This window comes from Bacillus sp. LQ01 (genome assembly GCF_057624735.1).
This window is the reverse complement of record NZ_JBYEZL010000008.1, coordinates 1-18,944: the sequence shown is the minus strand read 5'-3', so window position 1 is coordinate 18,944 and position 18,944 is coordinate 1. Positions and strand designations below refer to the sequence as shown.

General features: G+C 31.3%; 10 protein-coding genes and 1 pseudogene. 6 read left to right on the top strand and 5 right to left on the bottom strand.

Annotation, left to right across the window (positions count from 1 at the left end):
* Positions 1-83 precede the first annotated feature (83 nt).
* Genes AC22L0_RS27045 through AC22L0_RS27035 form a run of 3 tightly spaced genes read left to right on the top strand, consistent with a single transcriptional unit; the run spans position 84 to position 4,351 of the window.
* Complete coding sequence (locus AC22L0_RS27045; protein ID WP_097862624.1) at positions 84-2,642, top strand: glycosyltransferase; 2,559 nt, start codon at positions 84-86, stop codon at positions 2,640-2,642.
* Between the two features lie 19 nt (positions 2,643-2,661).
* Positions 2,662-3,792: an aminotransferase class I/II-fold pyridoxal phosphate-dependent enzyme gene (locus AC22L0_RS27040; RefSeq protein ID WP_087965331.1), complete on the top strand. Its 1,131-nt coding sequence runs from the start codon at positions 2,662-2,664 to the stop codon at positions 3,790-3,792.
* A complete protein-coding gene (locus AC22L0_RS27035) occupies positions 3,785-4,351 on the top strand; it encodes an acyltransferase (protein WP_048538700.1) in 567 nt (188 codons plus the stop codon). Before AC22L0_RS27040 ends, AC22L0_RS27035 begins: the two co-directional genes overlap by 8 nt.
* Positions 4,352-4,874: 523 nt before the next feature.
* Here AC22L0_RS27035 and AC22L0_RS27030 read toward each other — a convergent pair.
* From AC22L0_RS27030 to AC22L0_RS27015, 4 genes are all read right to left on the bottom strand, one after another.
* On the bottom strand, positions 4,875-5,072 hold the full coding sequence (locus AC22L0_RS27030) for a hypothetical protein (protein WP_017658159.1): 198 nt from the start codon (positions 5,070-5,072) through the stop codon (positions 4,875-4,877).
* 323 nt (positions 5,073-5,395) lie between these two features.
* Positions 5,396-6,040, bottom strand: coding sequence for a GNAT family N-acetyltransferase (locus tag AC22L0_RS27025; protein WP_087965329.1), 645 nt, complete (start codon positions 6,038-6,040; stop codon positions 5,396-5,398).
* Positions 6,041-6,143: 103 nt separating this feature from the next.
* On the bottom strand, positions 6,144-7,796 hold the full coding sequence (locus AC22L0_RS27020) for a pyridoxal phosphate-dependent decarboxylase family protein (protein WP_087965327.1): 1,653 nt from the start codon (positions 7,794-7,796) through the stop codon (positions 6,144-6,146).
* Between the two features lie 482 nt (positions 7,797-8,278).
* Positions 8,279-9,205, bottom strand: a complete 927-nt coding sequence (locus AC22L0_RS27015) for an aldo/keto reductase (protein ID WP_087965325.1) — start codon at positions 9,203-9,205, stop codon at positions 8,279-8,281.
* A 365-nt stretch (positions 9,206-9,570) separates the two neighbouring features.
* On the opposite strand from AC22L0_RS27015, the gene AC22L0_RS27010 reads away from it, so the two are divergent.
* Positions 9,571-17,169, top strand: a complete 7,599-nt coding sequence (locus tag AC22L0_RS27010) for a non-ribosomal peptide synthetase (RefSeq protein WP_087965321.1) — start codon at positions 9,571-9,573, stop codon at positions 17,167-17,169.
* A 239-nt stretch (positions 17,170-17,408) separates the two neighbouring features.
* Here AC22L0_RS27010 and AC22L0_RS27005 read toward each other — a convergent pair whose 3' ends face one another.
* Positions 17,409-18,035 (bottom strand): ATP F0F1 synthase subunit alpha, encoded by a 627-nt coding sequence (locus tag AC22L0_RS27005; RefSeq protein WP_087965319.1) that lies wholly within the window; start codon positions 18,033-18,035, stop codon positions 17,409-17,411.
* Positions 18,036-18,231: 196 nt separating this feature from the next.
* Here AC22L0_RS27005 and AC22L0_RS27000 point away from each other — a divergent pair, with 196 nt between their 5' ends.
* The gene (locus tag AC22L0_RS27000) at positions 18,232-18,486 is read left to right on the top strand and encodes a hypothetical protein (protein ID WP_071714975.1); all 255 of its coding nucleotides are present in this window, start codon (positions 18,232-18,234) and stop codon (positions 18,484-18,486) included.
* Positions 18,487-18,726: 240 nt separating this feature from the next.
* Positions 18,727-18,944 (top strand): annotated as a pseudogene (gene tnpA, locus AC22L0_RS26995) (IS200/IS605-like element ISBth16 family transposase); the annotation flags it as partial.

The following is an 18,944-nucleotide window of genomic DNA, read 5'->3' as shown; positions in this document are numbered from 1 at the left end:
CAGATCTAGTTCGTCTAATAAATAGATTTGTAGTAGCATGTCTATTTCAAAAGTGAAAATAAATAAAAAGGCGGAGGAATAGAATGGAAAATGGTACAAATGAAAAGGAAATAAATAAAACGCCTTTAGTAAGTGTATTAATTCCTACGTATAATCGTCCACACTACTTTGAAAAAGCTTTATGTAGTGTATTAGAACAAACGTATCCTAATATAGAAATTATAATAGGGGATGATAGTACAAACGACGAAACAGAGAAAGTGTTACAAAAGTACTTGTATGATCATTCAAATATTATTTATATAAAAAATAAGTCAACTCTTGGACAATTTGAGAACTCACGTATGTTATTTCATGAAGCGAAAGGTGAGTATGTAAACTTCTTAATGGATGATGATTTATTTCATGTAAATAAAATTAAAAAAATGATGAAATACTTTTTAAAAGACCTAGATAATGAAATTAAGCTTGTAACATCTCATCGCCAAGTAATGGATGCAGAAGGAAACCTATTGCCAGATGTTTATTCAACGATGCGTTTATTTTATACAGATACGATTATAGATGGGTCACAATTAGGAAAAATGGTGATTATGAATCAAAAGAATTATATAGGAGAACCGACAACGGTTTTATTTCGTAAAAGTGATTTAACAGAACCGTATGGTGTATTTGATAAAAGGCGGTATCTTTGCAACGTAGATGTAGCTTCATGGTTATCCTTACTGAGTAAAGGGAAAGCAGTATATATAGCGGAGACACTCAGTTACTTTCGATTACATTCAAATCAGCAGTTAAATGAATCTAATAAAATGATGGATGGGTTAGAAGATTTTTCTCATAGTATTATTATAGCTGGAGAAAAATATGGTTTCTTATCCTCCGAAGAGGAGTTAGACAGAGCTATTACAAATTTTCTAGACTATGCAAGAAGAATTGTTCCATCATCCATATTATATTCATTGGATTACTATCAACAAATCAAGCTAAAGAAAATAAATATTGAAAAGAAAAAACAGCGTATGAATATCAACTCGCACCTCCCAAAAGTCAGTATACTAATTCCTGCCTACAATAGACCTCATTACTTAGAATTAGCCCTCAAAAGTGCTTTGAATCAAACCTATGAAAATATAGAAATTATAATTTCTGACGATAGTACAAATGATGAAGTAAAAACAATGATCCAGCCATACTTAAAAGAACATGAATGTATAACATATGTTAAAAATGAAAATCCATTGGTGGCTGAAAATTTTAATCAATGTATAGAGCTTGCTACTGGTGAATATATAAATTTTTTATTAGATGATGATTTATTTCACCTTGAAAAGATTGAGAGAATGATGAAATACTTTTTTGAATTAGAAAACATTGCATTTGTGACGTCGTACCGTGAACTGATTGATGAGAATGGAGAGGTATTACCCCCCTCAACATTAAATGTGAAAATTGCCACAGAAACTACAATTTTTGAAGGGGAAACACTAGGGAATTATATGTTGAAAAACTTGAAAAACGTAGTTGGAGAACCGACAACAGTTTTGTTTAATCGCAATTTTTTTGGAGGGAAATTTGGTTATTTTAAGGGGAAAGCGTATTCTTCTATTAATGACATTGCAACTTGGTTAGATATGATGAGGAAAGGAAAAGCAGTTTATATACAGGAACCTCTTAGCTACTTTAGACAACATAGTGGACAAAATCAAAAACAAATGCACTTTATATTAATGACAATTGAAGAATGGATTGAATTAATTACAGATGCACATAATAGTGGGTTTTTAAATACTGAACAAGATTATAAAGAGAGCTTATCTTATTGTTTGGAGAATGCGGGCTTTATACTTAAGGATGCAGTAAGAAGTGGAGAACTAGATCAAATTTATAATGAAAAGATAAAAAGCGGGTTAATTAAACTAGTTACTCATATATTTGAGAAAAATATTTGTTATTGCCAATATTGCAATCAAGAATTTGAAAAATTTTCTCCTTGGCCAGCACATTATGATTTTCAAAAATATGAATTTGAGATGTGGAATAAAGATACAGGTATCTGTCCAGTTTGCTATTCCATGGATCGTGACAGGTTGTATCGTGCGTACATTGAAACAGAAACGGATTTGTTAAGTAGGAATTATACTATGCTTCATATTGCACCTGAAGTGAAGGTAAGAGGATGGCTTAACCAGTTTAAAAACATTACTTATATATGTGGGGATTTAGAACCAAAGGATTCTTTAATGGAGGAAATTGATATTACGAGAATTGCATACGAAAATAATACCTTTGATGTTATTTTATGTAGTCATGTATTAGAACACGTGCCTGACGATGAAAAAGCAATGCGAGAATTATATAGGGTACTAAAGCCAAATGGATGGGGAATTATTCAAGTGCCAATTGTAATGAATGTAGATTTTATTATAGAGGATAAATCTATTGTAACGCCATTATTGAGAAAAATAGCCTTTGGTCAAGAAGATCATGTTAGGATTTATAATCGATCGGGATTTATTCAACGATTAACAGATGCGGGCTTTAAGGTGGAATTGTATAACATAGCTCAGAAACAAGGGATAGAAATTGCTAGGAAATTCGGATTATCTGAAACGGATATGCTCTATATTGTCCGAAAATGATAGAAAGGAATAGATGCATATGGAGAATATTCCTTTTTTACGTGCGTCAATTGTACCTGCAAAAGAGTACTTAGATGAATTAGAGCGAATTGATATATCCCACATATATACAAATTATGGACCTATAAATCAACGTTTTGAAGAAACAATTATGTCGGAATTTTTTCAGAACAGGGGAGCAGTTACAACAGTAGCAAACGCAACGTTAGGGTTAATGGCGGCAATTCAATGTAAGAAAAGAAAAAAAGGAAAGTATGCGCTTATGCCTAGTTTTACATTCCCTGCTACTCCATTGGCAGCTATTTGGTGTGGCTTGGAGCCTTATTTTATTGATATTTCATTAGATGATTGGTGTATGGATAAAACGGTACTTTTGGATAAGATTGATGAATTAAAAGAAGAGGTTGCAGTTGTTGTTCCATATGCAACATTCGGATCATGGATGGACTTGAAAGACTATGAAGAATTAGAGAAAAAGGGCGTTCCGGTTGTTGTAGATGCGGCACCAGGGTTTGGATTAATGCATGAGGGTGTACATTACGGTCAGAATTTTAGTGGTATGATTGTATATAGCTTTCATGCAACAAAGCCTTTCGGAATTGGTGAAGGTGGTATGATATATAGCCATAATGAGGAAGAGATAAATCAAATTAAAAGAATGGGTAATTTTGGATTTGATCATAATCGTGAATGTACGATGATGGGGTTTAACTGTAAAATGACTGAATATGCAGCAGCTATTGGGATCACAACGATAAATAAATGGAATCAAAAAATGCAAGAACGAACTCGTATCTCTGAATGGTATAAACAGTTATTACAAAGTACGGGATTAATAAAAAAAGGCTGGCAAGTTCAAAAGACAAAAGCAGTTATTCATCAATTTATGCCTATCCTCTGTTCGGAAAAAATTAACAATATGCAGATAATAGAAGAGTTGAAAAAGCAAAAGATAGAAGCTAGATCATATTTTTCACCATCTTGTCATCAACAAGATTTCTTTAAAAAATATAAGTCTACAGATTTAACAAATACAAATAAAATAGAAAAACGAATCATTAGTCTACCTTTATGGGAAGGAATGACAAAAGAAATCGTAGAGAAAATTATAATGTGTTTAATGCAGAAGGGGGTTTCCACAGATGAATAGTTTTTATAGTCAAGAAGAGTTGAGCGAAATTGGCTTTCTATCTGTCGGGGAAAATGTATTAATAAGTAAAAAAACCAGCATATATAATCCAGGTGCTATATCTGTTGGAAATAATGTAAGAATCGATGACTTTTGCATTTTAAGTGGCAAAATTACAATTGGAAGTTATTCGCATATAGCGGCATATACAGCGTTATTTGGAGGAGAAATGGGGATTGAAATGCATGATTTTGCAAATATTTCATCAAAAACAATTGTATATGCAGCAATTGATGATTTTAGCGGAAATACATTAATGGGACCGACTATTCCACATCAATATAAAAATGTGAAAGCTGGAAAAGTTATTTTAAAAAAGCATGCCATTGTTGGTGCGCATTCTATTATCTTTCCAAATGTAGTAATAGGAGAAGGAGCGGCTGTTGGTGCGATGAGTATGGTAAAAGAAAGTTTAGATGATTGGTATATGTATGCTGGGGTGCCTGTGAGAAAAATAAAAGCTCGTAAAAAAAAGATAGTAGAATTAGAAAATGAATTTTTAAAAAGCATTAATTCCTGAGTGTTTAAAAGATTTTGTTGCAGCATTTCTCAAAAAAATAAAAATAGAAGAAATGAGAAATGTATCAAAAGCTACTCTTTACAGAGCAATTAGAAAAAGAAAAAAGGATATTATTTAAGTACTCACTTAATACGTGAGTACTTTTTGGGTTTAAATAAAGCATTTAAAAAATATCTGAAACAAAAATGTAAAAGTAGATGATTTAGAAATATATATTAAACTGGTGATAGTTATGATGAAAAAATGTACTTAATCTATCGGTTATAGGTTAGTTGAAGAGTGGTTTTTATTTGTTGGGGGTCTGGAGAAGTCAAAAACGCTAATGGTGGATATCGAGTGTTATTTAAAAAAGAGGTTGGGTATCTAAAAGTTCCAACCCTTTTTGTGAATGAGTAAATTCAGATAGAAAAATGTTCTATATTATAATTAATGCTGTGAATATAAAAAGTAATAATTTTTTTATAAAAAACCATGATATGAATATTCTTTTTTCTTATCCTATCTTGGTGGTTGTATTATAGATTTATAATCTCCTTGCTCCGCTGATGTTAAGCATATCAGTTGGCATTCTAAGAGATTTAATTGTACACATCCCATTATCTTTAAAAGAGAATATTGCTGTAACCATCTCATGACCTGCTTCAAGGTCAATTCTGTGTACAAATAAACGTGTTCCAGCAGGAATTACAAATAGAAAAGATGTTTGACCAGTAGGGGTCATTTCTATTTTTAAATCTTTTTGTGTGTCATAAAAATGTCCAACCTCAAATGCATGAAATTCATTTGATTTATTATAATAGTTATATGGATATAGATTCTAATACATAAATCTAACCTTTTTCTTTTTGTAAATTTATTTAATACATTAACCTATTAAAGCAAATATAAGAGTGATCTCGATAGGTTAGGCTTAGAAAGTGACTATTGAATTCGAAGAAGTTAAAATGTGAAAAGTTTCACTTATGTTAACCTGAATATCTATTACTTATTTACTCTATATAAAAAAGCAGCTGCACAAAAGTACAGCTAGTCTTCTTCACAAATTTATATGGCTTTAACGACGAATTGAGATTGAGGTATAAATAGTAATTGTGCTGCTAAGGAAGTTGTTGTGTTAGCAAATGGGTATGCTTCCTTATAAAGAAAATTACTATACACTATTTCATTCATTTCATAGGTCGTACACAGTTTTTTTAGGATTTTTTGAGAAATTTTATTTGTACAAGCAGCAATAAAATCATAATCTCTTTTACTTATTTCTTGAATGGCATGTGAAAGAAGGGTAGTGACTATACCACTTCCCATCCAATCTGGATGACAAGCGCCCATATCTAGATAGACCAATTTTTCTTTATCTAAATGAGAAAATTCAATAGATTCTGTCTCTAATGTATCTAAAAGTTGAAAAATAGGTTCCATTTGCGGGCATAGTTCAATCGCTTTCTCTGTATCTATTAGTGGCTGAGTTACTTTTTTTGTTAAAAGAACTCCAACAATTTGAAAATTTTCTATTGCTACAAATGACATAGCTTGAGATACAGCTTGTTTCATCATTTCTTCGCACATTTTGTGAAAATGAGCAAAAGGAATTTGTAAGCTGCTTACAAGAGGTTCATTATTAACAAAAGAATGTGCAAGTAAATGTGCTGCATCTTTCACGTGGTGTGTATCAAGTAGCTCTATATTCATATGTTTTTCCTCTTTCCTGATATAGTTAATAGTAATTAAAAGGATTAATAATTTTATTTAATTTAGTTAAGTTTAACTATTAAAGCGCTAACAAAGATGGTTATTAAACATATGAATAAATCTGTTTAGTAGCAATCGAAATATGTTCATAAAGAAATGCTACAACCTCATCTAAACATTCAACAGTTGTATATGGGGAGATAGAAAAGAATTTTAATGTAGAAATTGGATTTCTATCATAACTGTTTATTACATCTACTACACAAGAACGAGTTGTATCACCAAAAAATACTTGATCACGATTTTTTCCTAGGTAATTAAATAGTTCTATATTTAATCGGTTTGTATCCTCAATCTCTTCTTTTGTTGCAAGGCCTATTCGTTCCTTTTCCCAATTTTCTTGGCCATCTCCATTCATATAGAAACGGAAAGTTGTAATTGGTCCAAATGTAAAATCATTTGTGATTGCGACTTGAGGCAGGGCTTTGCGCAATTTTTCTCTAAATAATAGATTTACACGAATATAATTTGCTAATAATTTTTGATATCCTTCAATTCCAAAGGCTACTAGATTGATATACATGGGAATAGCGCTACCAGCTCGTGAACATTCTAAAGTATAGCCTGTATGATAACTCCCATATGATCTATTACCAAGATAAGGTGTATCATCTTGTTCAATGTCCATCAGTTGTAAATCAGTATGGTTTTTTACGATTAAAATACTTGAGGCATAAGGTGTTTGTCCTAATTTATGAAAATCAAAACATACACTATCTGCAAGAGACATATATTGCATTTTATCTTGTACGTATTGTAAGGCATTTTTCACATCAGGTTCAAATGCGAGTGGATTTTCTTCGAAACTATAATTATTAAAGAAACTATAGAATCCGCCCATTGCAGAATCAGCATGGATATAAATAGGTTTTAATTTATATTTTTTCTGTATTGTTTCGGTACTCTCTTTAATTTTTTTTATATCATCAATGGTAAAAGTATCTGTTGACCCCATAGTAGCTAGAATATAAAGGGGGATACCGCCATTTTTAATAACTTGTATCATTTTATTCTCTAAATCTTCTATATCCATAGAGTTTGTATAAGGATCAGTTTTCACTTTTATTAAGTGATTTGACCCAATGCCAGTTGCTTCAGCTGACTTTAATAAACTATAATGTGCATTTTCAGAAGCAAAGCAATATACATTTTGTGGAGTACCATGTTCCTTTGCTGATGGGAATTGTTTAGAAATTGCTAAGCGCAAGCTCGAAAACACGCATCCTTGTCCACCCCATGTTGTATAGCCACCGCTATTATGCGGATTATAACCAATCAGTTTTGAAAGCATGGATACAACTTTTACTTCTGCTTCAGCTGCCCCTGGACCATATACATCCCAAACACCATTACCATTTAAAAGGGCCATGGTTATTACACCTAATAGTGAAGGTATACTTGGTAGTGGTACAGCGTTAGACAAGTAATATTTATTTGGACAAGGATGACCATTCATAAATTGGTTTAGCTCTTCTATAACCTCAGACATAGTAATTCCAGCTAGTGGAATATGACTTTGGTGAATTAAGCCATTGTAGTATCCCTCGGATTTTTCCTCACATTTACCTAAAGTAGCTCGCTCTTCATTTTTTAATCGGTCAAGATTTTTAATTATTTTCTGCATAGATTCTAATAAAAGTTGTTGTTTTTCTTCATTTCCGTCAACGCTCGGAAATAATTTTAAAATATCTTGCATGCAGTCACTTCTCCTTGTAAAAAACTGGATTTTTATTTTGCTTGGTTAAACATAAGGGTATAATAATTTGTAATTGCCCTTTTGAATACTTAGAAATCAGGAGCTATTTAGAAAAAAATGTAATTCCATAGAAGATTATATGAACTATGGAATTTAAAGTAAAGAAAAATTTTTTGATTTATTTTAAAAAAAGTAATTGTGAGATAATGAAGTTTCTAAAAATATTTCTGAATTAATTGTTTATTTGGTTTGCATGATGTCCTATCATGTATTCAACTAATGTAGTAGATAATTTAATATAATGTAGAACTATTATAAGGTAGTTGAATATAAGGGCTCAACTACCTTATAAACTGTGGATATTGTTGGAAAAAGAGAAGAATAGGGTGGAAGTGTTAAAGATATGTTCTAGTGGAGAAGAAGTAGTAGTATGGATTTAATAGAAGAGTCAACATGATTTTTGTAGGTGAATAATGATCTGATCAAAGCTTTTTAATGAATTCAATTTCATTATCTAATAATAATGGGCGAGTTAGGTGTGAAGAATTTTCTTCAACCTGAATGGAATTTTTTGCACCAGGAATAGCAACTGAAACGGCTGGGTGACTTAAAACATAACGTAAAGCAACTTGCGCTAAACTTCGATTTGAACGTACAAGTGAACGTAATTTCTCTACTGTGTTTAAGCTATCTTTAAACCACTTTTCTTTTGGCCAATCTTTTCTTAAATCATCGTCTGGAAATTGAGTTTCATGATTAAATTTCCCAGTTAAAATTCCCATCTTAAGTGGACCTCTTATCACAGCACCTAAATTATGTTTTTCAATATAAGGAAGGATGTCTTTTTCAGGTTCTTTATTCAAAATACTATAATCGAATTGTACGACATCTAAATCATTATTCTGATTAAAATGTTTTATATAATCTAAATCATTAGTAGAAACGCCAACAGCTCTCACTTTGCCAGATTTTTTTAAGGTTTGGAAAGCTTGTAGAAAGGCTTCTGTTTCTTCAGGTTTATCCCACCAAATATGACAAAAGTACACATCTATATAATCCGTTTTAAGCCGCAGTAAACTAGCCTCAAACGCATCAATGATCTTTTGAGGATCTCCATAAACGGCTGGTTGATTTGGGTCATAATGATGACCAATTAAACCACCTTTTGTAGAAAGGATTATATCTTGCCTGCGATTATTTATAGCTTTTGCAACTAGCGTTTCACTATGACCTAGTCCATAAACATCAGCAGTATCAATAAAATTGACCCCTAGATCAATTGCTTTTTCCATTGCATCAAGTGATTCATTATCTTTTACTGCTCCCCATTCATCTCCACCAATTGCCCAAGAACCGAATCCTATCTCTGAAACTATTAATCCGGTGTTACCTAATAATTTATATTCCATTATGTACGGACTCCTCCTTTACAGTTTATGTTATTAGAAGTATATATAGTGCCCAGTTGGAATATTCTTGAATTTATTTACGGGGTATAAATTAGGCTATTTCCTTTAATGAAATATGTAAGATTACTGTATAAAAAGAAATTAGAATTATTAGTGAAATGGTTTTTTATGCTTAAATTGAATAAAAGTATGAACTGTTACAGTATAAATATGAATTTTATTCATCATTTTAATAACTATGCAATAAGCGAAATAAATGTTGAATTTAGTCGGAAAATATACATTTACAAATCGCAGAATGTGTACATATAGTTGTAATTGTAAATATTATCCGTTTTGAAATATTTATAAAAGGAGAAATTCATATGAAGGAAATACAAAAGCAATATGAAATTGTAGAAGAATTGGATACAACAGTAGGGCAAGAAGCATTATGGATAGCTCATCAAATGGAATTAGAAAATGGAATGAACAATGAAGCTAACATAATAAAGCTAAAAGGAAATCTTCAAATAGATACCCTTAAGAGAGCGCTTACTTTAATAGTGCAATCTCACCCGGCGCTACGTACACTATTTATTAAGAGGGACGAAAAAATTAAACAATTCATTCAAAAGAGTATAGACTTTGATATACCAATTAAGGATTTAACTGCTTTTAAAAACACAGAACAAAAATTTATTTTAAAAAAATTCTTAGGCTCTATAGTGAATGAGAAATTTAATTTAGAAGAAGGGCCTTTGTTTAAATTCCACATCATTAAATTTTGTGAAGATGAATTTATTTTACATATGATTTTTCATCACATTATTTATGATGGATGTAGTTTAGGAGTTTTTATCCAACAATTGTCTCATACGTATTGTGAATTACTTCAAGAAAATACGGGTTTAGTATTAGAATCTCCTTATAAGAGCCTTGTAGAATTTGAGGAAGGTTTTATTGATAGTGCAATATATAGAGAAGGATCATCCTATTGGAAAGATTATTTACAAGGTGAATTACCTCCTACAGAGTTTCCTGCTACTATTAATAAAATGAATGAACCGAAATATACGAACAAAAATATAAGCAAGAATATTGATGCCGATCTATTTTATCAAATACAATGTTTTGCTAAAAGAAATAACATAAGTGTCTATCGGGTTATGTTAAGTACTTATTGTGCCTTGCTTCATCAAATGACAAATGCTGAAGAAATTATTGTAGGTATTCCAATTAATACTAGACCACAAACGGAAGAAGGGAATGCTTTTGGTTATTTTGTTAATACATTACCTATACGTATAACAATAGAAAAAGGTGATACATTTAAGGGAATACTTAACAAGGTGAATAAATCTGTTTATTTGGCTATTAAGTATAAACATAATCCATATTCACATATAGTAAGAGATTTAAATCTAAATAATAATACACATCATAATATGATTTATTCAACAGCATTTAATACGGTAAGGATACCTCAATTGAAAATTCCTGATATTGAGTCCACAGTTTTAACAGATTGTAAAAGAGTAAATCCTTTTAACATGACCTGGAGAATAATGAGATATGAAGGGGAAACAGAGAATAAAATTGAGGTTGACTATAATTCAGCATTATATAAACCAGATAGTATGAATGATTTAGTTGAAAGATATATATATTTGTTACAAAAACTAATGAAGAATGTGAACGAACCTATCCATTCATTGGATTTACTTTTAAAAAAAGATCATCGTTTATACAAAGATATAAACTCAAATACTCTTGCATATCCTAATTTAAAAACATTAGATCAATTAATTGATCTACAAGCATTAAAATCGCCAAATCAAATAGCGATTTCAATGGGGGATAAATCAATTACCTATTATGACTTGCAGCAAAGGTCAAATCAAATTGCGAATTATTTACGTGAAAATGATATAAAAAAGGGACAGCGTGTAAGTATTACTATGGTGAGAGAGATCGATACAATTGTATGCATTCTAGGTATACTAAAATCAGGTGGAGTTTATGTACCAATCGATCCAAAGTTTCCTGAAAAAAGAATAGAATACATCTTAAAAGATAGCGAAAGTCAAATGATTATTACGAAGAAAGAATACAGGAGATTGGTTGAAAGTTTTGCGATTCATACAATTTATCTAGAAGATTTTCATTACGCTAATTCTATAGAAAATATTGCGCCTACACATACCATAGAAGATGCTGCGTATATTATCTATACGTCAGGTTCAACAGGTTTACCAAAAGGAGTAGTTGTACCACATAGAGGAGTAATTAATTTATCATATTCATTAATGAATCAATTTAATTTAGACAAAAATGATGTATTTTTACAATTTGCAACAATGATTTTTGATGCCTCCATTATGGAAATGTTTCCGATTTTGTTATGCGGAGGAAGAATGCATGTAATTTCTGAAATGGAAAAACGTTCTGCAGAAGAATTTATAAATGTAATTAACAAGAATGGTATTACATTTGTTCTTTTACCAACTGCATTTTTTAAATTAATAGCTGATATGCCTAAAGAAATGTTACTGAAATTAAATTCCTTAAAATGTGTATTTGTGGGAGGGGAAACCATACCTGCTGAATCAGTTCGTAAATGGCAAAGTAAAGTAGGGTTAAAGATTCCAATTCTTAACGCATATGGTCCTACTGAAGCTACTGTATGTACAACCATTTATGAAGTAAATCATGAGATAAAAGAAGAAACTTCTAATATACCAATAGGTAAACCAATTGCTAATAGTAAAGTTTTCGTGGTCAGTTCGTTCAACACGTTATGTCCGTCAGGAGTAGTAGGTGAGTTATTCATTGGTGGTGATGGGGTTGCTAAAGGATATATAAATCAAAAGAAAAAAACAGAAGAGGCATTTATTTCTTTCGAAAAATCATATAATCGAAATAAAAAAATATATAGTACTGGGGACTTAGTACGTCTTTTACCAAATGGTAACTTAGAATTTATCGGAAGGAAAGATAATCAAGTAAAACTACGTGGGTATCGAATTGAGCTTGATGAAATAGAAAGAGCATTATTTAAACACCCAGAGGTAAAAGATGCAGTAGTAGTAACTTATCAAAATGACAAAATTGCTAGCTTTTTTGTATCAAAAGACAATACAGAGATAAAACAAGAGAACTTAAAAACATTCTTAAGTGAAAGCTTACCAGATTTTATGATACCAAATTATGTATTTCACCTTAAAAGTTTTCCTTTATCACCAAGCGGGAAACTAGATAGAAAAAAATTAGAATTACAAATCCCATCTTTACTTGAAAACATGCAGAAGAAATATGTACCACCGATAAGTGAAACAGAAAAAAGGTTGGCAAAAACATGGGTAGAGATTTTAAATTTAGGGAAATATAGAATCAGTAGAGATGATGACTTTTTTAAACTTGGGGGACATTCATTAATTGCTGTGCAAGTATTAAATCAAATTCAAAAAGAGTTTCATTTGAAAATAGAAATTAGAGATATTTTTGAGCATACAACAATTGCTAGTCTAGCTGCTTATATCGATAAATTAATGGAAGTAAATCATGATAGGGAAGAACAGAAGATGCAAATATTAAAAGTTGCAGATAAGGAAAGTTACCAGTTATCAAGTGCTCAAAAAAGAATCTGGTTTTTAAATAAATCAAACGCTATTAATAGAGTATACGATACACCACTACACATATATATTGAGCCGAGTTTGAAAAAAGATATTTTACAGGACGCCATAAGGTTTTTAGTTGAACGACACGAGATGCTCCGAACAGTGTTTATTGAAAAAAATGGGGAGCCTAGACAAGTCATATTAAAATCAATAGCGATTGACCTGACACACCATGAGATTGAACACATGGCTAAAAAGGAACAACAAGAATATATACGTAGAACAATAAATCAAACGGATCATACACCATTTGATTTGGAAAATGGACCGCTTTTCCGGATTAGAATTTTTAATCTTGATAAGAAAAAATCCTATCTATATATCAATTTACATCACATTATTACTGACGAGTGGAGTGTCAGGAATTTATTAGATGAATTGATGAAGGTATATAGTGCCTTTGCTAAACGAAGAAATCCTGAGTTGCCAACTATTTCTAATCGATATGTAGATTATGTTGAGTGGGAACAAGAGCAGTTAAAATTAGGTCGGTGGGATACGGAAAAATCTTATTGGATGGCCGAACTTGCAGCGCCTCTTCCTATACTAAATCTTCCTTTAGATTTTAGTAAGAATCGTCAAAGTACAAATAGAGGTACAGTATTTGAAATGAAGTTAGATAATAAAATGAAAGAGTCTTTGAAACAAGTATGTGAACAAGAGAATGTTTCGATGTATATGCTATTTTTGGCAGCATATATTCAATTGTTACATTATCTCACGGATCAAAAAGACATTATTGTAGGTACACCGGTTGTTGGAAGGAATTATCAAGAATTTGAACAAATACAAGGATTTTTTGTAAATACTTTAGCGATTAGAACACAATTAAATGATGTAAAAAATTTAAAACAGCTATTAAAAGTAGTGAGAGAAAAATGTTTGAATTCTTTCCAAAACCAATCATACCCATTTGATAAAGTAATTGAGCAAATAAATCCTGATAGAAGCTTTGGAAATAACCCGATCTTTTCTACTATGTTTAGTTACCAGAAAGATATTTTGCAACAACATGATGCTTACAAGCTTCAATTGTTACCTAATAAACAAGATGTTAGTAAGTTTGACATTTCTTTAGCTGTTGAAGAAGGATCGGATTATGTAGAGATTTCATTTGAGTATAATATTAATCTTTTCAAGGAAGAGTCAATTAATAGGTTTACTCAAAATTTACTTAATATACTGGACGCATTTATTCATCAAAGAACAGTGGCATATGAGAATCTTTCATTCCTATCACTGGAAGAGGAATCTCTATATAGAAAGGTAAATCATACAGAAAGACCGTATCCTTATTTTCAAAATATACAGGAGCAATTTTATAAGCAAGTAGAAAGACAATCAAATCGGATTGCTATAGCGACTGAAACAGAGTCTTTAACATATAGGCAATTAAATAGGAGTTCTAATCAAGTAGCTCAACATTTGCTTGATAAAGGTATAAAAAAAGGTGACAAGGTAGCCATATTTTTAGATAGAAGTATGAATAGTATCGTTTCTATGATTGGAATATTAAAAGCCGGTGCTGCCTATATACCAATCGATGTAAAATACCCTGAGGATAGAATAAATTATATAGTTAGTGATAGCGAGGCATGTAGAATTATAACGAGTAACAAATACAAAAGTCATTTGAACGTAAGCAATTATAACGTTTCAATAATAGAGGATATATATCGTACGACTATAAATAGTGATGTGAAAATTTTAAATAAACCAGATGACTTGGCCTATGTCATTTATACTTCAGGATCAACAGGCAAACCAAAAGGTACATTATTAACTCATAAAGGAGTATTAAATTTAGTTGAATGGAGAAATGAAGTATTTCATATTTCACCAAATGATAAAATAACACAGTTTTATTCCCATAGTTTTGATTCTTCTGTATCGGAAATTTTTTCTACTTTGTTAAATGGGGCGGAACTATATGTATTAAGTAATGAACAGCGCTATTCAACTGTCGAATATGCCCAAGCAGTCCAAGAAATACAAGCAACTATTTCTGATTTACCAACAGTATTTTTTAATGAATTATCGACCTCATTAACTAAACCGGATAGGGAGAAGATACGTTCTTTAAGATTTATGATAATGGGAGGGGAAGCTGCATCAACAAATGCTATTAGGAGTTGGCAAAATACTTTTAAAAACCAAGTGCAACTGGTAAATGAGTATGGTCCTACTGAAGCAACTGTTTCAGCGATGTACTATTTCATACCAGAATTAGAATGCGAAAATAACATTTTAGGAAGCATACCGATTGGTATTCCAATTTCTAACACAAAGGTTCATATATTGAATTCATATATGCAACATTGTCCGGTAGGTTGCATGGGTGAATTATACATTGAGAGCTTAGGATTAGCCAAAGGGTATTGGAAGCAGGAAGAGAAAACAAAACAGGCATTTATTTCGAATCTATTTTCAGCGGATAATAGTAAAAGGTTATATCGAACCGGTGATTTAGCAAGGTGGTTACCAAATGGAAATATAGAATTTATGGGAAGAAAAGATAAGCAGGTTAAAATTAGAGGGCACAGAATTGAATTAGGGGAAATAGAAGATGCAATGTTACAACTTAAGGGGATAAATCAAGCCGTGGTAACACAAACGAAAGATGGGATGTTACTGCAAGCTTATTATAAAACAGTGGACGCTATAGGGATAGAAAAAAATAAGCTAGCTTTACATTTATCAAATGTATTGCCAGAATATATGATCCCTAAATATTACTCTCACGTGTTAGAAATACCACTAACGGCGAATGGGAAAATTGATTTTGAAAAACTGCCTGCAATAGAGCTTGACCATGAGCAAAAGGATGAGGGTATACTTAAGCCTCAAACTAAAGTGCAAAAAAACATTGCAAAGGTATGGTCTGAAGTTCTAAACATAAAATCTATAGGTTTAAAAGATGATTTCTTTAATTTGGGTGGACATTCTTTAAAAGTTATGCCGGCATTAGTCAAATTAAAACCGTTATATCCTAACTTGAAAATTCAAGATTTCTTTAAGTATAGAACAATAGAAAACTTAGCCTCTCATATTGAAGAAATGGAAAAGATGTCGTTAAAGAAAGAGAAAAATATGAATGTAGCATGTATGGAAAATGAAACGATAATGCCTCCTGCTTGTAAAAGAAATAAAATAGAAGAATGTGAGATAGGTAGGGTGAATTATCCAAAAGCAGTGTTCCTTACAGGGGCTACAGGATATTTAGGAGCACACATTTTAGAACGCTTATTACAGTTGCCATCTACGACTATTTACTGTCTAGTAAGAAATAATGAGGATCAAGTAATTGGTGCAAAGTTAAAAGAAAGAATGATGTTTTATTTCGGTAAAGAAATTCTCCAAAAGTTGGAGGAGAGAGTAGAGTTAATTGAAGGAGATTTATCTTTGATAAATTTAGGTCTAGATTCAAAGCAATTGGACCATTTAAATAATAAGGTAGAATCAATCATACATTGTGGTGGAGAAGTTAGACACTATGGAGAACGTGAGCATTTTCAAAAGGTAAATGTTCAGTCTACAAAATATTTATTGGAATTAGCTAAGAATACAAATGCACGTTTTCATTATATATCGACTTTAAGTGTAGCTGGACAGGCTGAAAGCGATCCAAAAGAATTTGAATTCCTTGAGTCTAATTTTGATAGAGGTCAAAATTTAGATAATGTCTACTTAGAAAGTAAGTTTCAAGGCGAGAAAATGGTCAGAGAAGCAATGGAAAAAGGAGTTCGTGCTACGATATACCGTGTGGGGAATTTAGTGGGTAACTCTAAAACGGGTAAATTTCAATTCAATATTAATGAAAACGCTTTTTATAGATTGTTGAAAGGGATATGCTTATCTAACGTAGCACCTGAAATCAATACGTATGTAGATTTAACGCCTGTAGACTATGGAAGTTTAGCTATTACTGAATTATCCTATAAGGCCAATACAGTAAATAAAACTATGCATATTTGTAATCCCAATCAACTTAAATGGGATCAATTTATAAATAATTTACAAGATTTTGGATATGGTATTATGTTAATGAAACAAGAAAAGTATATAGAGAAGTTTTTTGATACGAATCTAACTACTGATGAACAGAAAGCTTTAGAGCTCATAATGCCTTTATTAGAATCTGTAGAAGAGCTATCAGTAGCTATACCATCTTGTTTATACACGCAAGGATACTTAAAGAATGTACATTGTTTAGAACCAAATCAAGAGTATATCAATTTGTTATTACATTACGCTATGAGTATCGAGTTTTTACCAACCATTAAAGAACCAATATTGCTATAGAATATACCATCGATTTTGAACAGATTGGTTTATAAATATGAAGTTTTGAATATTTGTTTACTTTCTCTTATTATTTGGAAAAGTAAAAAGAACTTGTAGTTTTGTCTACAAGTTCTTTTCGATTAAAAGGTTTATACATTTAGTTGGTTGGATAATATTTCAATTCTTCATATTACTAACAGAAGAAATTAACCATGACAAATAATTCTTTTCAATAAGAGAAAAAATACAATTTTATATTAAGACCAAATCCATCGATCATCAGTTAATGCTTGAGAATCATTAACTTTTTCAATCTCATCTGTTATCGACCACTCATTACTTCTTTCAGCGTTCGCCATATGAACTTTAACCTTTTCACCTACATTAAATTTCTGCCCGTGTGTTAAATAAACTGTAACATTACGTTTACTTCCGTCATTTCCAGTATATTGAACAATTACATAACTATATTCTTCTATTCCAGATTTAAACTTATCTACTTTTGTAACATGTCCTATTTCATATTCGTATGCAAAAACATGTTTTAAATAACTTCCCTGGTGTAATGTATCAGTATCTTGAACCTTTTCAATTGACTCTGCAATCATATAGTCCGTAAAATTACGCATCATTGCACCAGTAGCTTTTATTTGATCACCAACTTTTACATTTGGTGTAGAGTTTAAATAGATACTAATAGGTTCTGAATACTTTGTTGACTCAACAGAGATAACATTATCAGTAACCTCAACTACACGCCCTTCAATTGTTGATAAATTTGACTCGATAGAAGCTGCACTTGCTTTTGTTACTTCTAATCCTGGTAGATTTGTGCCTGCAAGAGCTGCAATTCCTAATGCACCAGCTAAAATGATTTTTTTCATACCTTATAACATCTCCATTCCGATTGTATTTAAATGTGTAGTTAGGTTTAATTCGTAAATAACTTTCTTATATCACCCAACATGTAATCATTATAGTTACATTAAGAATGATTATCAACTACAATTGAAATGTAATTTTGCATAATAATAAATCTTGATATAATAATTTACCATTCAAATGGAAAGGAAGATGTGTATGTATGAAATTGTTACCGTAGAGCAAAAAGGAACCTTCGTGCGAAATGGGGAAAGAAAAATCCTAGGCGTAAATGGTCAACATATGAATTTCCTAATTAAACAGTGGAAAATTATAACTGTGATAAAATTATACAAGGTTAGATTATCTCTTCGAGAGGATATTAAGGAGAAGTGTAAGGAAATCGAAGGATTAAGAGAGAAATACAAGCCATTTAATACATCTAAAAAAGAAGAAATAGGCTACCATGACTGACTATTTCTATTTTTTATTGCAAATTAATCCGCTGAATCCACCTGTTTTTGTAGAGCTCTAAAAGATGGGGAAACAGATTTTAACGAATTTCCCGAAAGAATTCTCCTTCCTCAAGCGTGTGAAGGGCGTAGCCCAACGGTAAGTGGGAGATGAATTTCGGTTTGGCGTAGCCAAAAGGTTTTCCTTTTTATTTTGCCTCTGATATAATCAGTCTTATAAATTATAAAGGCTGGTATATAAATGAAATTAGATAGTAATAACCATTCAGTATTCTTGTTGTATTATCACCTTGTGTTGGTCGTGAAATACAGAAGAAATGTGTTTGATGATGATATGTCAGACTATGCAAAAGATATGTTTGTTCGACTATCTGAAAACTATAACATCACATTAGTTGAATGGAATCATGATGTAGACCATGTTCATATTTTGTTCAAGGCACACCCTAATACAGAAAT